The sequence below is a fragment of the Anabaena sp. PCC 7108 genome (genome assembly GCF_000332135.1).
GTDB lineage: Bacteria > Cyanobacteriota > Cyanobacteriia > Cyanobacteriales > Nostocaceae > Anabaena.
Map to the genome: position 1 here is coordinate 1,681,467 of NZ_KB235896.1, position 18,483 is coordinate 1,699,949.

At 39.6% G+C, this 18,483-nt stretch carries 15 protein-coding genes; 9 read left to right on the top strand and 6 right to left on the bottom strand.

Features of this window, described 5'->3' with window-relative positions; genetic code table 11:
- Positions 1-175 precede the first annotated feature (175 nt).
- The 3 genes from ANA7108_RS0108445 (at position 176) to ANA7108_RS0108455 (ending at position 2,206) form a co-directional block, all read left to right on the top strand.
- On the top strand, positions 176-421 hold the full coding sequence (locus ANA7108_RS0108445) for a DUF2281 domain-containing protein (RefSeq protein ID WP_016950341.1): 246 nt from the start codon (positions 176-178) through the stop codon (positions 419-421).
- Positions 421-807 carry a type II toxin-antitoxin system VapC family toxin gene (locus tag ANA7108_RS0108450; protein ID WP_016950342.1) on the top strand — a complete coding sequence of 129 codons (387 nt, stop codon included), beginning with the start codon at positions 421-423 and terminating at the stop codon, positions 805-807. The genes ANA7108_RS0108445 and ANA7108_RS0108450 overlap by 1 nt, the downstream gene beginning before the upstream one ends.
- Before the next feature lie 91 nt (positions 808-898).
- Entirely contained in the window at positions 899-2,206 is a 1,308-nt protein-coding gene (locus ANA7108_RS0108455; protein ID WP_016950343.1) for a YcjF family protein, read from the top strand.
- 767 nt (positions 2,207-2,973) lie between these two features.
- Here the strand turns inward: ANA7108_RS0108455 and ANA7108_RS31375 are convergent.
- Together ANA7108_RS31375 and ANA7108_RS31380 are read right to left on the bottom strand one after the other, a co-directional pair.
- Positions 2,974-3,096 (bottom strand): hypothetical protein, encoded by a 123-nt coding sequence (locus ANA7108_RS31375; RefSeq protein WP_158318355.1) that lies wholly within the window; start codon positions 3,094-3,096, stop codon positions 2,974-2,976.
- Positions 3,097-3,131: 35 nt separating this feature from the next.
- A complete protein-coding gene (locus tag ANA7108_RS31380; RefSeq protein ID WP_016950345.1) occupies positions 3,132-3,440 on the bottom strand; it encodes a hypothetical protein in 309 nt (102 codons plus the stop codon).
- Between the two features lie 31 nt (positions 3,441-3,471).
- On the opposite strand from ANA7108_RS31380, the gene ANA7108_RS0108470 reads away from it, so the two are divergent.
- The 4 genes from ANA7108_RS0108470 to dacB all read left to right on the top strand — a co-directional run bounded on the left by ANA7108_RS0108470 (position 3,472) and on the right by dacB (position 8,836).
- Positions 3,472-4,728: an MFS transporter gene (locus tag ANA7108_RS0108470; RefSeq protein WP_016950346.1), complete on the top strand. Its 1,257-nt coding sequence runs from the start codon at positions 3,472-3,474 to the stop codon at positions 4,726-4,728.
- A 154-nt stretch (positions 4,729-4,882) separates the two neighbouring features.
- Complete coding sequence (gene ilvB / locus ANA7108_RS0108475) at positions 4,883-6,793, top strand: biosynthetic-type acetolactate synthase large subunit (RefSeq protein WP_016950347.1); 1,911 nt, start codon at positions 4,883-4,885, stop codon at positions 6,791-6,793.
- Between the two features lie 182 nt (positions 6,794-6,975).
- A complete protein-coding gene (locus ANA7108_RS0108480; RefSeq protein WP_237741502.1) occupies positions 6,976-7,146 on the top strand; it encodes a hypothetical protein in 171 nt (56 codons plus the stop codon).
- Positions 7,147-7,369: 223 nt separating this feature from the next.
- Positions 7,370-8,836 (top strand): D-alanyl-D-alanine carboxypeptidase/D-alanyl-D-alanine-endopeptidase, encoded by a 1,467-nt coding sequence (gene dacB, locus ANA7108_RS0108485; protein ID WP_237741503.1) that lies wholly within the window; start codon positions 7,370-7,372, stop codon positions 8,834-8,836.
- An 88-nt stretch (positions 8,837-8,924) separates the two neighbouring features.
- Here the strand turns inward: dacB and ANA7108_RS0108490 are convergent, their stop codons facing one another.
- A complete protein-coding gene (locus ANA7108_RS0108490) occupies positions 8,925-10,100 on the bottom strand; it encodes a DNA double-strand break repair nuclease NurA (protein ID WP_016950350.1) in 1,176 nt (391 codons plus the stop codon).
- Between the two features lie 152 nt (positions 10,101-10,252).
- Between ANA7108_RS0108490 and ANA7108_RS0108495 the strand changes: the two genes are divergently transcribed.
- Positions 10,253-10,861, top strand: a complete 609-nt coding sequence (locus tag ANA7108_RS0108495) for a tetratricopeptide repeat protein (protein WP_016950351.1) — start codon at positions 10,253-10,255, stop codon at positions 10,859-10,861.
- A 270-nt stretch (positions 10,862-11,131) separates the two neighbouring features.
- Here the strand turns inward: ANA7108_RS0108495 and ANA7108_RS0108500 are convergent, their stop codons facing one another.
- Entirely contained in the window at positions 11,132-11,917 is a 786-nt protein-coding gene (locus tag ANA7108_RS0108500; RefSeq protein ID WP_016950352.1) for an HAD family hydrolase, read from the bottom strand.
- 226 nt (positions 11,918-12,143) lie between these two features.
- Here ANA7108_RS0108500 and ANA7108_RS0108505 point away from each other — a divergent pair, with 226 nt between their 5' ends.
- Positions 12,144-12,482: a hypothetical protein gene (locus ANA7108_RS0108505; RefSeq protein ID WP_016950353.1), complete on the top strand. Its 339-nt coding sequence runs from the start codon at positions 12,144-12,146 to the stop codon at positions 12,480-12,482.
- 217 nt (positions 12,483-12,699) lie between these two features.
- On the opposite strand, the gene ANA7108_RS27095 is transcribed toward ANA7108_RS0108505, so the two are convergent.
- Both ANA7108_RS27095 and pruA read right to left on the bottom strand, forming a co-directional pair.
- Complete coding sequence (locus ANA7108_RS27095; protein WP_016950354.1) at positions 12,700-15,147, bottom strand: alkaline phosphatase D family protein; 2,448 nt, start codon at positions 15,145-15,147, stop codon at positions 12,700-12,702.
- 304 nt (positions 15,148-15,451) lie between these two features.
- Positions 15,452-18,427, bottom strand: coding sequence for an L-glutamate gamma-semialdehyde dehydrogenase (gene pruA / locus ANA7108_RS0108515; protein ID WP_016950355.1), 2,976 nt, complete (start codon positions 18,425-18,427; stop codon positions 15,452-15,454).
- Between the last annotated feature and the right edge of the window lie 56 nt (positions 18,428-18,483).

Below are 18,483 nucleotides of genomic sequence, written 5' to 3' on the forward strand. Positions count from 1 at the left end.
GCACCATCATTATTTAATCCCAGGACTTACGCAACTGGCACATTGGTAGGGTGCGTCAGACTGCATAAATCCTGCAAATAAACAGATACTTGATATCTGACGCACCCTACAACAGATTTTTGGTGTGACACGCAGCTTTAGTCCTAAATCCTTCTAAATTACAAAAGGAGTAATTATGAGTACCGAAACAGCCTTATTAAAAATCGTAGAAAATCTACCCAATTCTCTCAAAATTGAACTTTTACATTATGCCGAATATTTAATCACTAAATCTTCAACACTTCAACAAGCAGAAGAAAAAAAGCAAGTCGAAGATGTAACCGTTAAAAAACCGTTGTCAGGTTCAATGAAAGGAACTTTTGTGTTACCTTTGGCAGAAGATTTTGATGATCCTTTAGAAGAATTTCAGGAATATATATAATGGATTCTGTGTTGATAGATACTCATGTTTTTATTTGGTTAGCAGAAGCTGATCCAACCTTGCCCAACTCTATAAAAGATATACTTGAAAATACAGATAATGTTTTTGTTAGTATTGCTAGTTTTTGGGAGATATCCATTAAATTGAAAATTGGTAAACTCTCTTTATATTCTGACTTTAATACTATCGAAGATAGTTTTGCCACAACAAGATTTAAGTTATTATCTATTACCTTAAAAGACACTATTCAACTGTATAATTTGCCTTTACATCATAAAGATCCATTTGATCGTATTTTGGTATCTCAAGCAATTAATAATTCCCTAGTTGTAGTGAGTCGTGATCAAACTCTTGATAGCTATTCCATTCAGCGTTTATGGATATGAATCAGAGCTATTGCTACCGAGCGCTTTGCTATTGTGCAAGCGCTGAACACCACAGCTATACTAGAAATGGTGGCAACTGGAAATTACACCAATGACAGAACAACCCAACACAGACTCATTGAAAACACCGACTGATGAAATTAAACCCAAGTCGGAAAATGATTCTTGGAAAAAACGCATTTCTGGTGTTGTCAACAAAACCACAGCCAGATTAATCCAACTCCTACCCGTAGACCAAGTAACACAGACTATAGGACAATGGTTTACTGTTAGTGATGCCCAAGTAGCTGAGATTTTAGAGACCATTCGCGCTGAATTACCCACTACAGAAGCGCTGCTGCTAGGAAAACCCCAAGCGGGTAAAAGCTCTATTGTCCGGGGTTTAACGGGAGTTTCGGCAGAAATTATCGGACAGGGTTTTCGTCCCCACACCCAAAATACCCAACGCTATGCTTATCCTTCCAGTGATTTGCCGTTGCTAGTTTTTACGGATACGGTGGGACTAGGAGATGTAAATCAAGATACAGCAACAATTATTCAAGAGTTAATTGGTGATTTACAAACAGAGGCTACAGGGGCTAGAGTCTTAATTCTGACTGTGAAAATTAATGATTTCGCAACTGATACCCTGCGACAAATAGCTCAAAAATTGCGTCAACAATATCCAAATATTCCCTGTTTGCTGGTGGTGACTTGCTTACATGAAATTTACCCACCCCAAACAGATGATCATCCCCATTATCCCCCAGATTTTATAGAATTAAACCGAGCATTTACCCAAATAAAAGAGAATTTTACAGGTTTATATAATAATGCAGTTTTAATTGATTTCACTTTAGAACATGATGGTTATCATCCTGTATTTTATGGTTTAGAAGGACTGCGAGATAATTTAGCTGAACTTTTACCTGAAGCCGAATCAAAAGCAATTTATCAATTATTAGATAAACAAGCAGGGGAGAAATTAGGTAATATTTATCGGGATGCAGGAAGACGTTATATTTTACCTTTTTCGATTATGGCAGCTACTTTAGCAGCAGTGCCTTTGCCTTTTGCAACCATGCCTGTTTTAACAGCTTTGCAAGTATCAATGGTGGGATTATTAGGTAAATTATATGGGCAAACCTTGACACCATCTCAAGCTGGGGGTATTGTGAGTGCCATTGCGGGTGGTTTTGTAGCTCAAGCCGTAGCCAGGGAGTTAATTAAATTTATTCCTGGTTTTGGCAGCGTAATTGCTGCATCCTGGGCAGCAGCTTATACATGGGCTTTAGGTGAAGGTGCTTGTGTTTATTTTGGTGATTTAATGGGTGGGAAAAAACCTGATCCCCAGAAGATTCAAGCCGTGATGCAAGATGCTTTTGAAGGTGCCAAGGAGCGATTTAAGGGGATTCATTAAGGGGGAACTGCGCCAGTCATAACATGATTTAGCAGATGAATCTAGTAGTCTATAAAATAAATTTTGAGGGATAAAGAAAGACGCAAAGAGCGCGTCAAGCCTTAGGCATAGCTTCGCTTACCGCGTTAGCATTGCGTAGCAAAGGAAGAAGGAAAATTGACAGATTTATACTCAAAACTGTTAGGAACTTTAACTTTACCTTTTAGTAATGAAAAAACTAAGTTCTAAGCCTCTGTTTACGGGGAGAGGTTTGGAGAGGGGTTCCATATTTGGTTAAACTATGAAACGTTTACAGTATATTTACCCTTCAATTAGTTCTTGACAGACTACTAGAGACGATATTGCATTACTCCCATACCCATGTCAAAATTAACAGGAAATGAAAATAATTATTTGCCCTGGAATCCATGAACCAGAATTAACTACAAGTTTTATTACAGGAGGGTTAAATCTAGAAAATGATAGTTCCATTCAACAAAATCTCGTAGATATACTGGTTTTTCCCGGAGAAGGAATTTTAGCTTTATCAGCATTTCATATTTTACAGTTTTTGCGCCTTCACTTCCAGGACAGTCAGTTAAAATCGCCTGTTATCTTCATTAGCTTTAGTGCTGGTGTAGTTGGTGCGATTATTGCTGCCACCAAATGGCAACTTTTGGGTGGTCATGTCAAAGCATTTATTGCCATAGATGGGTGGGGGATGCCATTATGGGGGGATTTCCCAATTCATCGTCTGAGTCATGATTACTTTACCCATTGGAGTTCTGCTATTTTAAGTAGTGGGCAAGATAACTTTTATGCTGATCCACCAGTTGAACATTTATGTATGTGGCGATCGCCCCAAACAGTACAAGGACAGTGGGTAGATCCATCAATAGCTCTATCCACAAATTCCTTAAGTGCCACTGAATTTTTGCATCTGCTGTTAAAACGCTATGATTAACATTTCTTCCATCTTCCTGAAGCAGAGGCTGGGGATACCAAAAAATAACTTCTTGGGGTTATTCTTTCTACAAATTGATTTACTGGGAGAAGTTTCTGGATTTAATCCCACTTCACCAACAGATGTAAGTATTGAAAAGTAAACCCACCGTGTTAATCCAAATAGTCCGGACAACAGAGTTACCAAACAGGAGTGAGAAATAGAGAAAATAAGGGTGACAATGGCAATAAACACAGTTAAATCACTGATATTTCTTCCATGCATCCCTGCTCCCATCTGCTTTTGATCCATCTACCCTAGTCAAAATTCCTAGATATAGTAAATGTTTCCCACTGAACCTACTGCTGTTAATCACGGCTTTGGCGCACTGCTAAAAAACAAGAGTTTTATGCTCCTGTGGATTGGCCAATTGGTTTCCCAGTTAGCAGATAAGGTATTTTTTGTCTTAATGATTGCCTTATTGAAACTTTACCTACCTGCTAATGATGTAGATAATAGCGGTCGGTTCTATTTGTACATGGCATTTACCGTACCAGCAATTTTGTTTGGCTCCGCAGGCGGTGTGATCGTTGACCGTGTGCCGAAAAAACTAATAATGGTAGGGTCAGATGCGGTGCGTGGCCTATTGATGCTATTTATTCCCTTCCTACCCAGGGAGTTTGCGATTCTGTTGTTCTTTACCTTTGCCATTTCCACCGTCACCCAGTTTTTTGCCCCAGCAGAACAAGCTGCTATTCCTTTGTTGGTAAAAAAAGAAGGTTTAATGGCTGCCAATGCCTTATTTAGTAGCACCATGATGGGAGCATTAATTGTTGGTAATGCTGTCGCTAGTCCAATGTTGGATTGGGTGGAAAGCTTGAATAAAGGTTTTGGGAAAGAACTAGTAGTGGGTACTTTATACCTTCTATCTGCCTTGATTATGATGCCAATTCATTTTCAAGACCGCAAACCCATTGAGGAAGAAACAGTGCCAATTAATCCTTGGGCTGAATTCTTACAAGGCTTGCGCTATCTCAAAAAAAATCGGCTGGTATGGAATGCCATGCTGCAAATTGTTACTTTATACTGCGTGTTTGCCGCTTTAATAGAGTTAGCGATTGGTATGGCAGCAAAGTTACACTTAGAAGCTAGGGACTTTAGCTTTTTCGTAGCCTCTGCCGGAGTTGGGATGGTAATAGGTGCGGCAATTCTCGGACACTTTGGTCATAAATTACATCACAAACCCTTACCTTTAATCGGGTTTTTAATTATGGCGATTTCCTTAGGGTTGTTCACTTTTATTGAAAACCTGCCTCTAGCACTGGGACTCTGTATTTTTCTGGGTGTCGGTGCAGCTTTCGTGAATGTACCAATGCAAACTTTAATTCAGCAAGAAACTCCACCAGAAATGCATGGTAAGGTATTTGGCTTTCAAAATCATGCCATCAATATTGCCCTCACCGCACCTTTGCTAATTACAACAAAGTTAGTTAATGCCTTTGGTTTATCAGCTGTATTGTTAGGAATGAGTCTGGTTGTCGCTGCTGTCGGTGTTTGGGCGTGGCAAAATACCCGGCGGGTATTGCAAGATGTGATTTAAAAAATGTAAGATGATAATTGATATTTATATCTGTACTTGATATCTGTACTTAATAAATAGAAATTATCTCAGCATTTGCTGGAATTTTTCCATTAAAATGAAATTATAAATACAGAATCTAGGGCTTAAGTTTAGTTATATTTTGAGGTTAACCGTGCGTTCACAAAGTGTCTCCGCAGGAGAATCGCCTTCTCAAATCAGTATCCCACAATCGACAAATAACCAGCAGTCTCCTATTTCGCCAGCTGTCACCCCTAAACGTGAATCTGGCGGTTTTGCATTGCTAGATAGTCTTGTCCGTCATGGGGTTGAGTATATTTTTGGTTATCCCGGTGGGGCAATTCTACCAATTTATGATGACCTATACAAAGTAGAAGAAACTGGCAGAATTAAACATATCCTCGTTAGACACGAACAAGGCGCTTCCCATGCAGCTGACGGCTACGCCCGTGCTACTGGTAAAGTGGGGATATGTTTTGGTACTTCTGGTCCAGGAGCAACGAATTTAGTTACAGGTATCGCTACAGCTTACATGGATTCTATTCCCATGATTGTGGTGACAGGACAAGTACCCAGGGCGGCTATTGGTACAGATGCTTTCCAAGAAACAGATATCTACGGCATCACTTTGCCCATTGTCAAACATTCTTATGTAGTCCGTGATCCCAAAGATATGGCGCGGATTGTGGCGGAAGCGTTCCACATTGCCAGTACTGGTAGACCGGGACCAGTTTTGATAGATGTTCCCAAAGACGTAGCTTTAGAAGCATTTGACTATGTTCCTGTAGAACCAGGTTCGATCAAGTTACCTGGTTATCGTCCCACTGTAAAGGGAAATCCCAGACAAATTAATGCGGCAATTCAGTTGATTCGAGAAAGTCGCCGTCCGTTGTTGTATGTTGGTGGAGGTGCGATCGCAGCTAATGCCCACGCAGAAGTCAAACAACTGGCAGAATTATTTAATATCCCCGTCACTACTACCTTAATGGGTATTGGTGCATTTGATGAACATCATCCCCTCTCCTTGGGAATGTTGGGAATGCACGGTACAGCTTACGCTAACTTTGCTGTGACAGATTGTGATTTGCTAATTTGCGTTGGTGCCAGATTTGATGACCGAGTGACAGGTAAGTTAGATGAATTCGCTTCCCATGCTAAAGTCATTCACATCGATATTGACCCGGCTGAAGTAGGTAAAAACCGCGTTCCCGAAGTTCCCATTGTCGGTGATGTCAAAAACGTTTTAACTGATTTATTACGTCGATGTCAAAACGCAACTAGCCAAACTCCACCTCACCAAAATCAAGAATGGTTAAACTTAATTAACCGTTGGAAACAAGATTATCCTTTGGTTGTACCTCATTATCCTGATAGCATTTCCCCCCAAGAGGTAATTGTCGAAGTTGGTCGTCAAGCACCCCACGCTTTCTACACCACAGATGTCGGACAACATCAAATGTGGGCAGCACAATTCCTTAAGAATGGACCCAGACGCTGGATTTCTAGTGCAGGTTTGGGAACAATGGGTTTTGGTGTTCCTGCGGCGATGGGTGTAAAAGTAGCGTTCCCTGATGAAGAAGTTATCTGTATCAGCGGTGATGCCAGTTTCCAAATGTGTTTACAGGAGTTGGGAACACTAGCACAGTATGGCATAAATGTCAAGACTGTGATTTTAAATAATGGTTGGCAGGGAATGGTGCGTCAATGGCAAGAAGCCTTCTATGGTGAGCGTTATTCTTGCTCAAATATGGAAGTAGGGATGCCAGACATTGAATTTTTGGCTAAAGCCTATGGTATCAAGGGCATGGTGATTAGTAACCGAGACGAGTTACAAGATAAAATTGCCGAAATGTTGGCACACAACGGACCAGTGATTGTCAATGTCAAAGTTACCAGAGATGAAAACTGCTATCCTATGGTTGCGCCTGGTAAGAATAACGCGCAAATGATTGGCTTGCCTAAGCAACAACCGAAAATTGCAGTTGAACCAGTTTATTGTAGCCACTGTAATACGGAAAACCTACCTAGTTACAATTTCTGTTCTGAGTGTGGAACCAAGTTGTAGTTAGATTTTTAAGGGTTATGAAAATGATTTTCGATAATGTCTAAACCCTTTTAGAGACGTTCCATGGAACGTCTCTACATTTAAATTCATGATTGGTTTCACCAACACCAGATATCCAGATATAAACCTCGCCCAAGTTGAAACCTATAGTTTTTTCTATAGCGAAAACTGAAGTTTTCAAGATGGATGGGGTATGGGATGAAATCCAATACTTGTCGGTTAAGCTAAAAACATTAAATCAGGTAGGTTGGGGAGCCATCGCCTTGGACGGGTTTCCCGGCTTGTGGCGAATGGCGTTTGACGTTAGGAAACCCAACATTTATGGACTTTTGTTGGGTTGCGCTGTCGCTTAACCCAACCTACAAAAACTCTTAACCGAACCGTATTGGGATGAAATCCATTAATTTATCTGTCTTTATCCGCGTTTATCTGCGTGCATCCGCGTTAAACTATTCTATGCAGCTTCATATTAATCTAGTATAACGCACCAACTCATTGATAATATCTGCATTTTGGAGATGTCTAATTGTTTTGCGCTATCTATCTGTCATAATCATTTTTTAAATTGGTATTAATATGATTGGCAGAAAAATTTCCATTAGCATGATTTTGCTATTTCTCGGTATCCAAGTTGGAGTTACCCAAAAAATAGCGCAAGCACAAAGCCTAGTTACACAACCAAACACTACAAAATCAACTTGTCCTGCTCAACTGCAATCATCTATAGATGCTATTATCAATATTCCTAAATTTAGTCGTGTCCGCTGGGGAATTTTAGTAAAACCCTTATCATCTGGGCAATCTCTTTACAATCGAGATGCGGAAAAATACTTTATTCCTGCTTCTAACGCCAAACTATTCACAACAGCAGCTGCATTACTGCAATTGGGAGCAAATTTTCGGATTCGTACCTCTGTTTATCAAGATGGTGATGGTATTTTGCGTGTCGTCGGTAGGGGAGATCCTAGCTTAAAAGATTCTCAACTAACAGTATTAGCAAAACAGTTATCGCAACAGGGTATTCAGCAAGTCAATCAGTTAATTGCTGATGATAGTTATTTTCAAGGAGAAGTTGTAAATTCTAGTTGGGAATGGGAAGATGTACAGGCTTATTATGGCGCACCAGTAAATAGTTTAATTTTAAATGAAAATGCTTCTGTCTTAACATTTTTGCCGCAAACTATAGGTAAGCCACTAAAACTTAATTGGGCTGAACCTACAGAAGCATATCGTTGGCGGATTGAAAATAATACTGTAACTACTCCAGAAAATGAACCAAGTTTTGTGGAAGTAAACCGTGATTTAAAAGGACAGATATTAAGAATTCAAGGACAATTAGCGGTAAATTCTCAACCAGAAATAACGGCTTTAGCTATTTTTAATCCAGTTGAAAATTTTTTAAGACATTTTCGGCAAAGTTTAGGAAGAGAAAAAATTGCTGTACAACAAACATCTAGCAGCAATGGCGGTAAGAATGATCAGGAAATAGCAGCAATTGAATCTGCACCTTTATCTGATTTGATGGTAGAGACAAATGTCAATAGTAATAATTTGTTTGCTGAAGCTTTACTCAGGGTATTAGGTAGTAAACAGGTATTAACAAAAAATCAAACTACTGCTGATGCAGGGCTAAAAGTTGTCAAGACTACTTTAACTGAATTGGGAATTGAGCCAACAAGTTATATTTTAGCAGATGGTTCTGGTTTATCGCGCAAAAATTTAATTAGTCCAGAAGCCTTCATACAACTTTTGCAGCTAATGGGTAAATCATCTCAATCTGAAGTTTTTCGTGCTTCTTTACCTGTTGCCGGCATTAGCGGAACTTTAAAAAATCGCTTTCGCAACACATTAGCCGAGGGAATTGTTCAAGCAAAAACAGGGACAATGACTGGTGTAGTTTCCTTATCTGGATATATTAATGCGCCTAATTATCAGCCTTTAGTTTTCAGTATTATGGTGAACCAATCTGAACAACCCGCAAGTGTTGTGAGGAAAGCTATGGATGAAATTATAATTTTATTATCGCAGTTACACCGTTGTTGATATAGCAGAATTTAGGAGTCATTTTAAACATGGAAAAGTTATCAACTAAATCCAGTGTTGTTGACGATCTTACGAATTACGAATTAACTTAAGCAATACTTCCCCGTTTTCTCGCTTCTTTGTAGGAAATTCCCACATTTTTGATCCCGGCTTTAATCATTTGTCGTTCCAAAAGGGCAAAGAAACGGGCTTTATCACCACCTCTGACTACTGCTTGATTATGTGCCTCCGCAATTGCCACAGGATAACCGTATCCTTTTTGCACTTGTGCCAACATTAATCCTAGGGCTTGGTCAAACATGATTGTATTTTCTGCTACCCAAGCTGGAATTTCAATCCGGGCAATTTCCGTACCGACATGAACGTAACAAAAATAAATAGTTTGGTCTTCGTATAATTCTAAAATTCGGTTATTACTACGCCATAGTGGGCCACGTTGTCCCGGTTGGAGTTGGGTTGTCCATAGGGTTGTATCTCGCAAAGAATCAAAGACTTTACATGGTACATATTCTAATTGGTTCGGGCAATGGCTGACACAATCGGGTACTGGGTGGGGACAAGCCAACAACCGTAAAAAGTTCATGGCTTCGATATTGCGAGAGGCGCTCAGATAACCCATAATAGGAATTTGGGCAGCCCGCATCTGTTGCCAAGCCTCTAAAATGGGGGGTAAAATGCGATCGCGTGCATCCATCGGTAACTGTTCTAAAAACCAGTATATTAACGAACCATCGACCATTGCTAAAGCCGGGGCTTCTGTTTTCGCAGCACAAGCAAGTTCTGCTAATACCGTAGTTTCCGAAGCTGTGCGACGATGACTCATCCATTCCTCAGTTCTAATTCCCCACTGACGCGACATATATAAATCTTCGGGGCGGTAAAATACCTCCGGTAAACTATCTAATAAAGGGTGACGATTTTGACCATAATGTAAAACGACTCTACCAATATTTAGCAAGTAACAATAAGCAATTTCGTGATGATTAGGTGCTATTTGTGAACCATCGGTAGCGATGACAGTATGAATTTTAGGCGGGACAGGGATAGTAATACAGGTTTCTAGGGGTTCAATTGGGGTAGCATTAGCAAAGAGAATGCGATCGCGCCATTTTTTCTGACGTGCAATTAATTCCTCTTGACACTCAACAGCTTTTTGTAAATGTTGCTGTGCTAACTCCAAACGCTGACGACTCGCAGCCACTTCTGAAGTTAAATGCTGGCTAAAACCTTGCATTTGTCCCGATATTTTTGTTAAATCAAGCATAGTGGCTAAGTGTAATTGTGTGAATAGATGTAATATAGTTTTCGGTTAAAGACATATCATTAGGGAATCATGGGGAGAGTTTTTTTGATAAGTCATTAATCGATATGATATATAATTAATAACTGTATGCTAATAATTGGTAAAATAGCGTAATGAAAAAATGGAAATTAACAATTGCAACTTTCATATTAGGAACTATATTATATAGCCCGAAAGTGAGTGCTAAAAATTTGTCAAATATTTCCGAATTCAGAATAAAATCATCACTGTTAGCACAAAATAATCTTAAAGAAGCTGTAGTCTATTTCCATCGGGGACTTAACCGTCATACATCGGGAGATTTTCAAGGGGCAATTGCAGAATATAGTCAAGCATTACGGTTACATCCTAATTTTCCTGAAGTTTACTATAAACGTGGTTTTTCTCGCCATAAATTGGGAGATTTAAAAGGAGCTATTCAAGATTACAACCGATCCATAAGCATGAATGCTAACTATTCTGGTGTCTATAATCATCGAGGAATTTCTCGTCATGATTTAGGAGATTTGAAAGGCGCTATTGAAGACTATAATCATGCATTACTTCTTAATCCTAATTTTCCTGAAGCTTACAAAAATAGAGGAATTACTCGCTATCATCTAGGTAATCAGCAGGGAGCAATTACCGATTTAAAGACAGCAGCAAACTTATTTCAACAGCAAAGAAGAATTACTAATTACCAAGAGGTTATTGAGCTAATTCAGAAGATAGATCCTAAGTGATTTAACTTTCACCTACGGTCTATAATTGTAGTGAATCCTTACGAAACTGAAGTAATTTCTAGCGATTATAAATGAGCCATGAACACCTATTTTATAGTAAGTAGAGTCAGGTAAATAATTAAAGGTTTGTAGTCAGGTCTTTAGACCTGAAAGTAGGGCTAAAGCCCTAAATATAGTAAGTAGAGTCAGGTCTTTAGACCTGAAAGTAGGGCTAAAGCCCTAACTACGAGCCAAGTTCAGAATTTTTTCTTATTGCATCTCTCCAGTCAATTACAACCAAGTTGAAAAATCGTGAGCAAAATGAGAAAGTGATATTAACTGAATGCGTGAATCATTTTTTCCGGCTTCCCTTTCTGGCTGAGTATTATAACCCCAATCTGCCAAGAAAAGTTTGACATGATCTAAGTCTGATTGCTGTTGGACTAATTGTAATGTTTTCAGCCTGTCTTCAACAAACCATAAACTCACAGGTTGAGTATTTGCTTTATCAATTAATTCTCGCAGAGTTTCATATTTTGGGCGTTTTACTTCCTTTCCAAAAATCGCATCTGCTGGTAAATCAAGTCCTTCTTTTTGTAATAACTGTTGAACAAAACGGCCTTCTTTAGTAGTAACTATATATAACTGAACCGCACTCGCAAGAGTGATTTTTAGTCTTTCTATCACACCAGGATAGAATCTATGCAGACTTAACCAACCATCTAAATCCGTCTGAATCCAATCATCCCGCAGATTATCCAATTTTGTAGAAACTTCTTTCGCTTCTAGGTTATCTGCTACCAAAATTTGTGGGGTGATACTTGCCCATTCTTGGAGAATTTTATCATCAGAGAATCCGTTAATCAAGGCTTTAATTAAAACAGGCATTTCCCAACCCGTTTCAATTACCGGACGTAAGCGATAGAATCTTAAGGCTAAATCATCTGGTGGTATGTCATTAACCGGCGACCAAATTTGACAGTAGGTACGCCATGCTACCTCAAAATATTCAATTAGTCCATCACAAACCACTCCATCAAAGTCTAAAGCTAAAATCGTAGGACTATTCGCTGTCATTGTTTTGAGGATGAAAACTACTATTTTCAGCTTACCGCACCTTCAGACATGGATATGTAACAATTACAGCAGCAGTCAGTAGTTAGCTGTCAGCAGTTATTGCAGGTGACACTTCTAAATGGGTTATAACCGCAGTTAAAAGTAGTATGACTGAAACTATGAAGAAGGTATACGTTTGTTTGTAAAGTTGCTTTTTTATATCTAGACGCAAATACGCAATTACGTTATGCTTGGAATTAAAGCGAAAATTAGTGTATCTATGAAGAAAACTCAGGTGATAAAAATAGCTCTAATTCCCATCTTAGCAATATCTACCCTTCTATCTATATCAAAAACAGCATTAGCCGACTACTTAAGAAGTGAAGGTTTTGGTGGTGAGTATCGTTATGAGTTATGGTCTAGTGATGATAGTAGTGATTACTACTTAAAAATTTGGGATAAGGATGAAGATACCCAAAAAAATAAGTACTATAAAACGAGAAGCTTTAAATCGAGTAGAGAAGCATTAATTTATTTTGATTGTAACTACGCTCGTAATAGCTCACCTGAATGTCCAAAACAATAAACTTAAACAGAAAAGATTAACCTCAGCGTACATCTGCGTTTAACAATCACCCCTCTCAGCAAAAGAGAGGGGTAATATCATGTCCGGTTAAAGACTTATCATTAGGGAACCGCGCTCAAGACACGGGGACGCGGAGAGTTTTTTTGATAAGCAATTAGCCGGACTTGATATAAAAATGGGATTGAGTTCAGATTCTTGGGAGTAATGCTTATCTTAATTAAACCAAGACAAACTGGTTAGTATCAGTCAAATTCAAACTGCTGGATTGAATACCATTGAGAACAGCTAGAGTTTGATTGTTGAAAACAATTGCGGTATCCGTACCAACTTGATTTAACTGGAGTGTAGATGTGGTGATGCCTAAACTGGCCGCACCGTTAATACCAATGACATCAATACCAACCTGAAAGTCAACAATGGTATTAGAAGTGTTTGCTAGTTCAGCATTGACAATCCAAAATTGGTCATTACCAACACCACCAGAAAGCAAGTTACCACCACCTTCTTGAACATAGAATTGGTCATTACCATCACCACCCAAGGCGCGATCATTGCTACCTAACCAAAAAGTGTCATTACCAACACCACCAGACATCCGGTTGCCACCATTGCCATCAGTAGCATCAAAGGTATCATTGCCATTACTACCAAAAACGCGATCTGCTTGCAGCAGCGCTTCGCTATCGCTTTGGCTGACATAGATAATATCGTTGCCACTACCAAGGTTAATGCGGTTATTTCGTGCTTGAGCAGAAGTATTTAGGTCTACTTCATCTTCACCAGCACCAGTAAAGACAATATTGTTTTGACCATCGAAATTACTACCAGGAGTAGCAATTAATTTATCATCTCCTGGAGTTCCTGTCACAAGAACAGGTGGAAGAGCAGCATCAAGACTAAAGCTGAGAATTGAGCGCACAGGGTTATCAGCAGAAGGTTCTGGGAAGGAATTGATTGGATAGGAATTCACCCCCTGCACATTCACATTCAAAGTTTTGCCATCAGCAGAAATATCAAAAACGGTGTAATTGAAAGTATCGGGAGAATAGAAATCAATTGGTTGTCTGAGAGTGTCAGCATTAAGATCACCTTCCCGCACCACATTTTTCAATCCTGGGAAATTAGGATCTAAACCAACTGGGTTGACATTCGCGGCAATTTGATCTGCTGCCAGTTGATCAGCTAAAGATTTGATATTCTCAAAACTGTGGTCAGTAATTTCATCAGGACCAGTTGCACCTATGGGACTATCCACAATCGCTAAGGCATTAGGTAGAATTCTAATACTGTTGGGATCATTGATATTATCTAAATAAGTTAATTCATTCACCCGATTTTGGTGATCATCAGTGGCTAAAAAGACCACATTTTTAATGCCATTGTCAGCAATAAACTTGAGTAAATCATTGCGTTCTGCTCTATAGCCACCAATCCATGACTTACCACTATCTTCACCAGAACCAATTGCCCCAATTTGATCAATAGGATCAGATACAGCGACAAATTTCCAAACCGTGCCGTTATTTTGGGCATCCAACAGAGTTTGTTTTAACCAAGCTAGTTGAGTAACTCCTAACAAAGTGCGATCAGGATTATCGGCGCGAGATCCAGTATCTTCTGCTCCATCAGCAGTCTTCAAGCGCACATCACGGTAAGAACGAGTATCTGTGTTTATATAAACAAGATTCTTACCCCACTCTTGGGCAAAGAAAAGTTGTTGAGTGCCATCGGTACGAGGATCATTAGGCGCGGAAATGATTTGTTCTCGAATTGGCTGATAATCAGAATAAGCCTGTACGAGAGTTTGAAATCCCACGGTATCGTTAATAAACGTACCTGTTGTATTTACATCATCGGCGGTATTACTGGAACCATTTCCAGAAGCGGGAGCTAAAGCACTAGGCGCACCACCATTCATCAATTGTTTATTGCCTAGCTCATGGTTATCTAGGAGAGTATAGTTACCTTGAGAAGCAAACATTGTGGCCAAACTAGAAAATCCACCTTCGGATACTGGCTGGATGTTTTCTAGATATTTGCGGTGGTAATCATCTAAAGCCTGGGTAGGGTCAGTAACAGGATTTGCAGCAGCAGGAGATCCAGTGCTGGCACTTTCGTAAATAGTGTCTCCCAAAAACCCAAAGAAGTCTAAATTGAGGCTGCTAAAGTTTTCGGTAGAAACATAAGGACGCATTTTCCCATCAGCGTCACCACTAAAACCAAAGCGGACAGCAACACTAGCATCGGCATCTGGGGCGGTTTTGAAAGTACCCACAGGACTGATATCACCTGTTTCACTGACAAAACGATAGTAGTATTGAGTGCCACTTTGTAAAGCTGTAGCATCTATTTTGATTGTGCCATCGTGATCAAGTCCGTCAGTTCTGGCGGAAACGTTGTAGGAATAAGCGACTGTCCCAAAGTTAGCATCAGTGGAAACTTGGGCAATTAGGGCTACATTCTCACTTTCCTGGGTATCAGGATCAAAGGTACGAGTCCAGAGAATTGCATCATTGGTAGTTGCATCACCCGCAGCCACCGCAGAAAAGTCCACGGGTTCATTAATAATCATCCCTGGTGAACCGATTTCATTGCCATCATTAGCGGCAACAAAACCACCATTAACACCGATCGCACTTAGTTTGGAAATATCAGTGTTATTCAATGCCGCCGCATTGTTGAAGGAAGAGAAAGGACTAAGGGATACTTTCCTTAACCCAACCTAAATAATTCTATTTTTTGAGCTTAACCGACAAGTATTGAGTCCTAGAGGAATTGATCAGAGATCCCTTTTTAATCGGAAATAAATGCTGAAAAGCTTCCCCATTTCAAGGTTTTCAAGATTTGGGTATTTATATGAATTACAGCTTCAAATAGCCAGAAAATATTTGCTTTCTTGACTACATAATCGCTCTTCTAGCATTTATTTTCGCACTTGCAAGGATCTCGAATCAATGCCAAAATAAATCTTACTCTGCACCCTCAATAGGTGCAAAACCTTGACGTTGGATGTTTTCTGTAATTGTCCTTGGTTCTAGGAATTGCAGTAAATAATCTGGTCCTCCTGCTTTTGAACCCACACCAGAAAGTTTAAAACCACCAAAGGGTTGACGGGAGACAATTGCCCCGGTTATATTCCGGTTAATGTATAAATTCCCAACTTCAAATTCTGCTTGCGCTTGTTCAATATGGGAAGGTGTACGAGAATAAAGTCCACCAGTTAAAGCGTAATTTGTGCCGTTAGCAACTTCTAAAGCTTCTGAAAAATCCTTGACTCTAATTACTGCTAACACGGGACCAAAGATTTCTTGTTGTGCAATTATTCCATTTGCAGGTACTTCGGAAAAAATTACAGGACCGATAAAATAACCTTGAGTTGGTGCGGGTAATTCTAACGCAACTTTTGCTTCTTCTTTGCCTTTTTGAATATACTCCAAAATGCGTGATTGCGAATTAGCATCAATTACCGGACCGACTTGGGTACTGGGTAATTCCGTTTCCCCAATATTCAAAGATTTTGTTGCTTCTACCAATCTTTCCACAAAAGCATCATAAATTGGTTCGAGAACGATTACCCGTGAACAAGCAGAACATTTTTGTCCACTATAACCAAAAGCAGATTGGACAACGCCGACAACAGCCTGGTCTAAATCAGCACTTTCATCAACAATGATCCCATTCTTACCTCCCATTTCCGCAATTACTTTCTTGAGATGTTTTTGACCTGGTTTCAAGATTGCTGCTTCTGCGTAAATTCTACACCCTACTTCTTGAGAACCAGTAAAAGCAATGACGTGAGTATCAGGATGATTGACCAAATAAGCGCCGACTTGCGAACCCTTACCAGGAACGTATTGAAAAACACCTTTTGGTATTCCTGCTTCTATTAAAATTTCTGTAAATTTAGCAGTAATGACAGAAGAAGTTTCCGCAGGTTTGAGTAAAGTACAATTTCCCGAAACCAAAGCAGCAACAGTCATTCCGCAAGCAATAGCCAAAGGAAAATTCCAGGGAGAAATGACAACAGCGATTCCTTTCGGCTGGTAAATATAACGATTGGTTTCCCCAACAACGTCATAAATTACACCTTTATCCAACCGTTCCATTTCTTCAGCGTAATAAAGACAAAAATCAATCGCTTCCGAAACTTCCGCGTCAGCTTCTTTAACAGGTTTACCAACTTCTAAAACTATCCAAGCTGAAAGTTCGGCGCGTCGTTCCTCCATCAACTTAGCAGCTTGACGCAAAATATCAGCACGTTGTTTAACTGGTGTTTTCTTCCAAGCGGGGAAAGCAGCTTTAGCAAATTTCATTGCTTCCTCAGCTTGTTCAATATTTAGAAGTCCGATTTTACCAACAACTTCACTAAAATTAGAAGGATTAAGAGAATCAACAAAAGTTGTAGTATTCACATATTCCCCATTCAGCAAAGGTAGATAGGTTTTACCAAGTTGTTGACGGACATTTTTAAAAGCTTGATTTGATTTTTTTCGTTTCTCCTCTTCCGCAAAATCTGTATCTGCTACTCCTAAGAACCCACCCTCAGTCCCCGCAAATGAAGGGGAAGTTGGAACTGAAATTGGGGGTGCTAGTAATTCTTCAACGGGACGATTTTCTAGATTTTGGCGTAAAAAAGAACTATTTGCGGTGTTTTCTAATAAACGTCGAATTAAATAAGCCATTCCGGGAAGAAGTTCACCGTAGGGACAATAAACCCGGACACGATAACCTTTATCTACTAAGGCTTTGGCTATTTTATCACCCATGCCGTAGAGGACTTGCATTTCAAACCGACGACGGGGGACATTGAGACTTTCAGCTATAGCGATCGCACGAGATTGCGATCGCACGTTATGACTACCTATGGCAGAATAGACATACTGATGATTTTCTAACAATATCTGCGTAATGGTTTCAAAATTGGCATCGGTGGCGACTTTATTATTATAAACTGGTTGTGGCCAATGCTTTTGGGCAGCTTTAATAGTTTCTTGATCCCAATACGCACCCTTAACTAAACGAATTGTCAGAGGATAACCCCGTTGTTTTAACCAAGCAATGATATCTTTAGCGTCTTGTTCACTGTCACGCAGATATGCTTGTATTGTCATTCCAATATCTGTGCGTTGACGGAATTCTTCTTCTAATAACAGCTTTTTGAGAATATTGAAAGTAATATCTTTGTAGGCGTATTGTTCCATATCAAAATGGACTGCTGCTCCCAATTCTTGCGCCCGACGTAGTAAAATTCTAATGCGATCGCTAACTCGTTGTTCACTACCTTCAGCATCCAAAGGATCAAACTGGGAATAAAATGCAGTTAACTTGACAGAAACCTGGACTTTCGGGATATTTTCGCCGTCAGCTTCATCAATAGCCGGAATTTTTCCCCAATTTTTTGATGCTTCCACCAATTGCTGCATCAATTCCAAGTATCTTTCTAAATAAGATTGAGCTTCTATTTCCGTAATTACCGCTTCACCGAGTAAGTCAATGGTGAAAGCCATTTTGTCTTTTCGCAGTCTCTCAACAGTTTTGATGACTTGCTTAATATTTTCCCCAGAAATATACTTATGTGCTAAAGTTTCTACAGCAGTTCCCACAGTTGTAGCTGCTACCTGTGCGGGCATAGAATCAGGGTTAGCAAAGTTTAAAATGCTTTTTAAAGCTGCGGGTAATTCTACGGACTCATCTCCCAAATATTCTTGCATATGGGAGGCAATTTCTGATTTACTATGTAAAGCAGGTAAAGTGTCAATAAACCGAAATAATTGGACACGTAAGCCAGGATTACTCATAGCCCAAGCGAGTAATTTATCATCCCAGCGCATTTGATCCCGTAAAGCCGACAAAAATGAGCGATTTTCCCCAGTAGCAGCGAGAACCTGTTTAGCAATTTCTTGGGTCTTCGCTTCGTAAGTGCTGTTTTGTACTTGTAATACCATAAATTTGTGAGTAGTTAGTTATCAGTCGTCAGTTCCCAAACGACATTTTTTTGAAG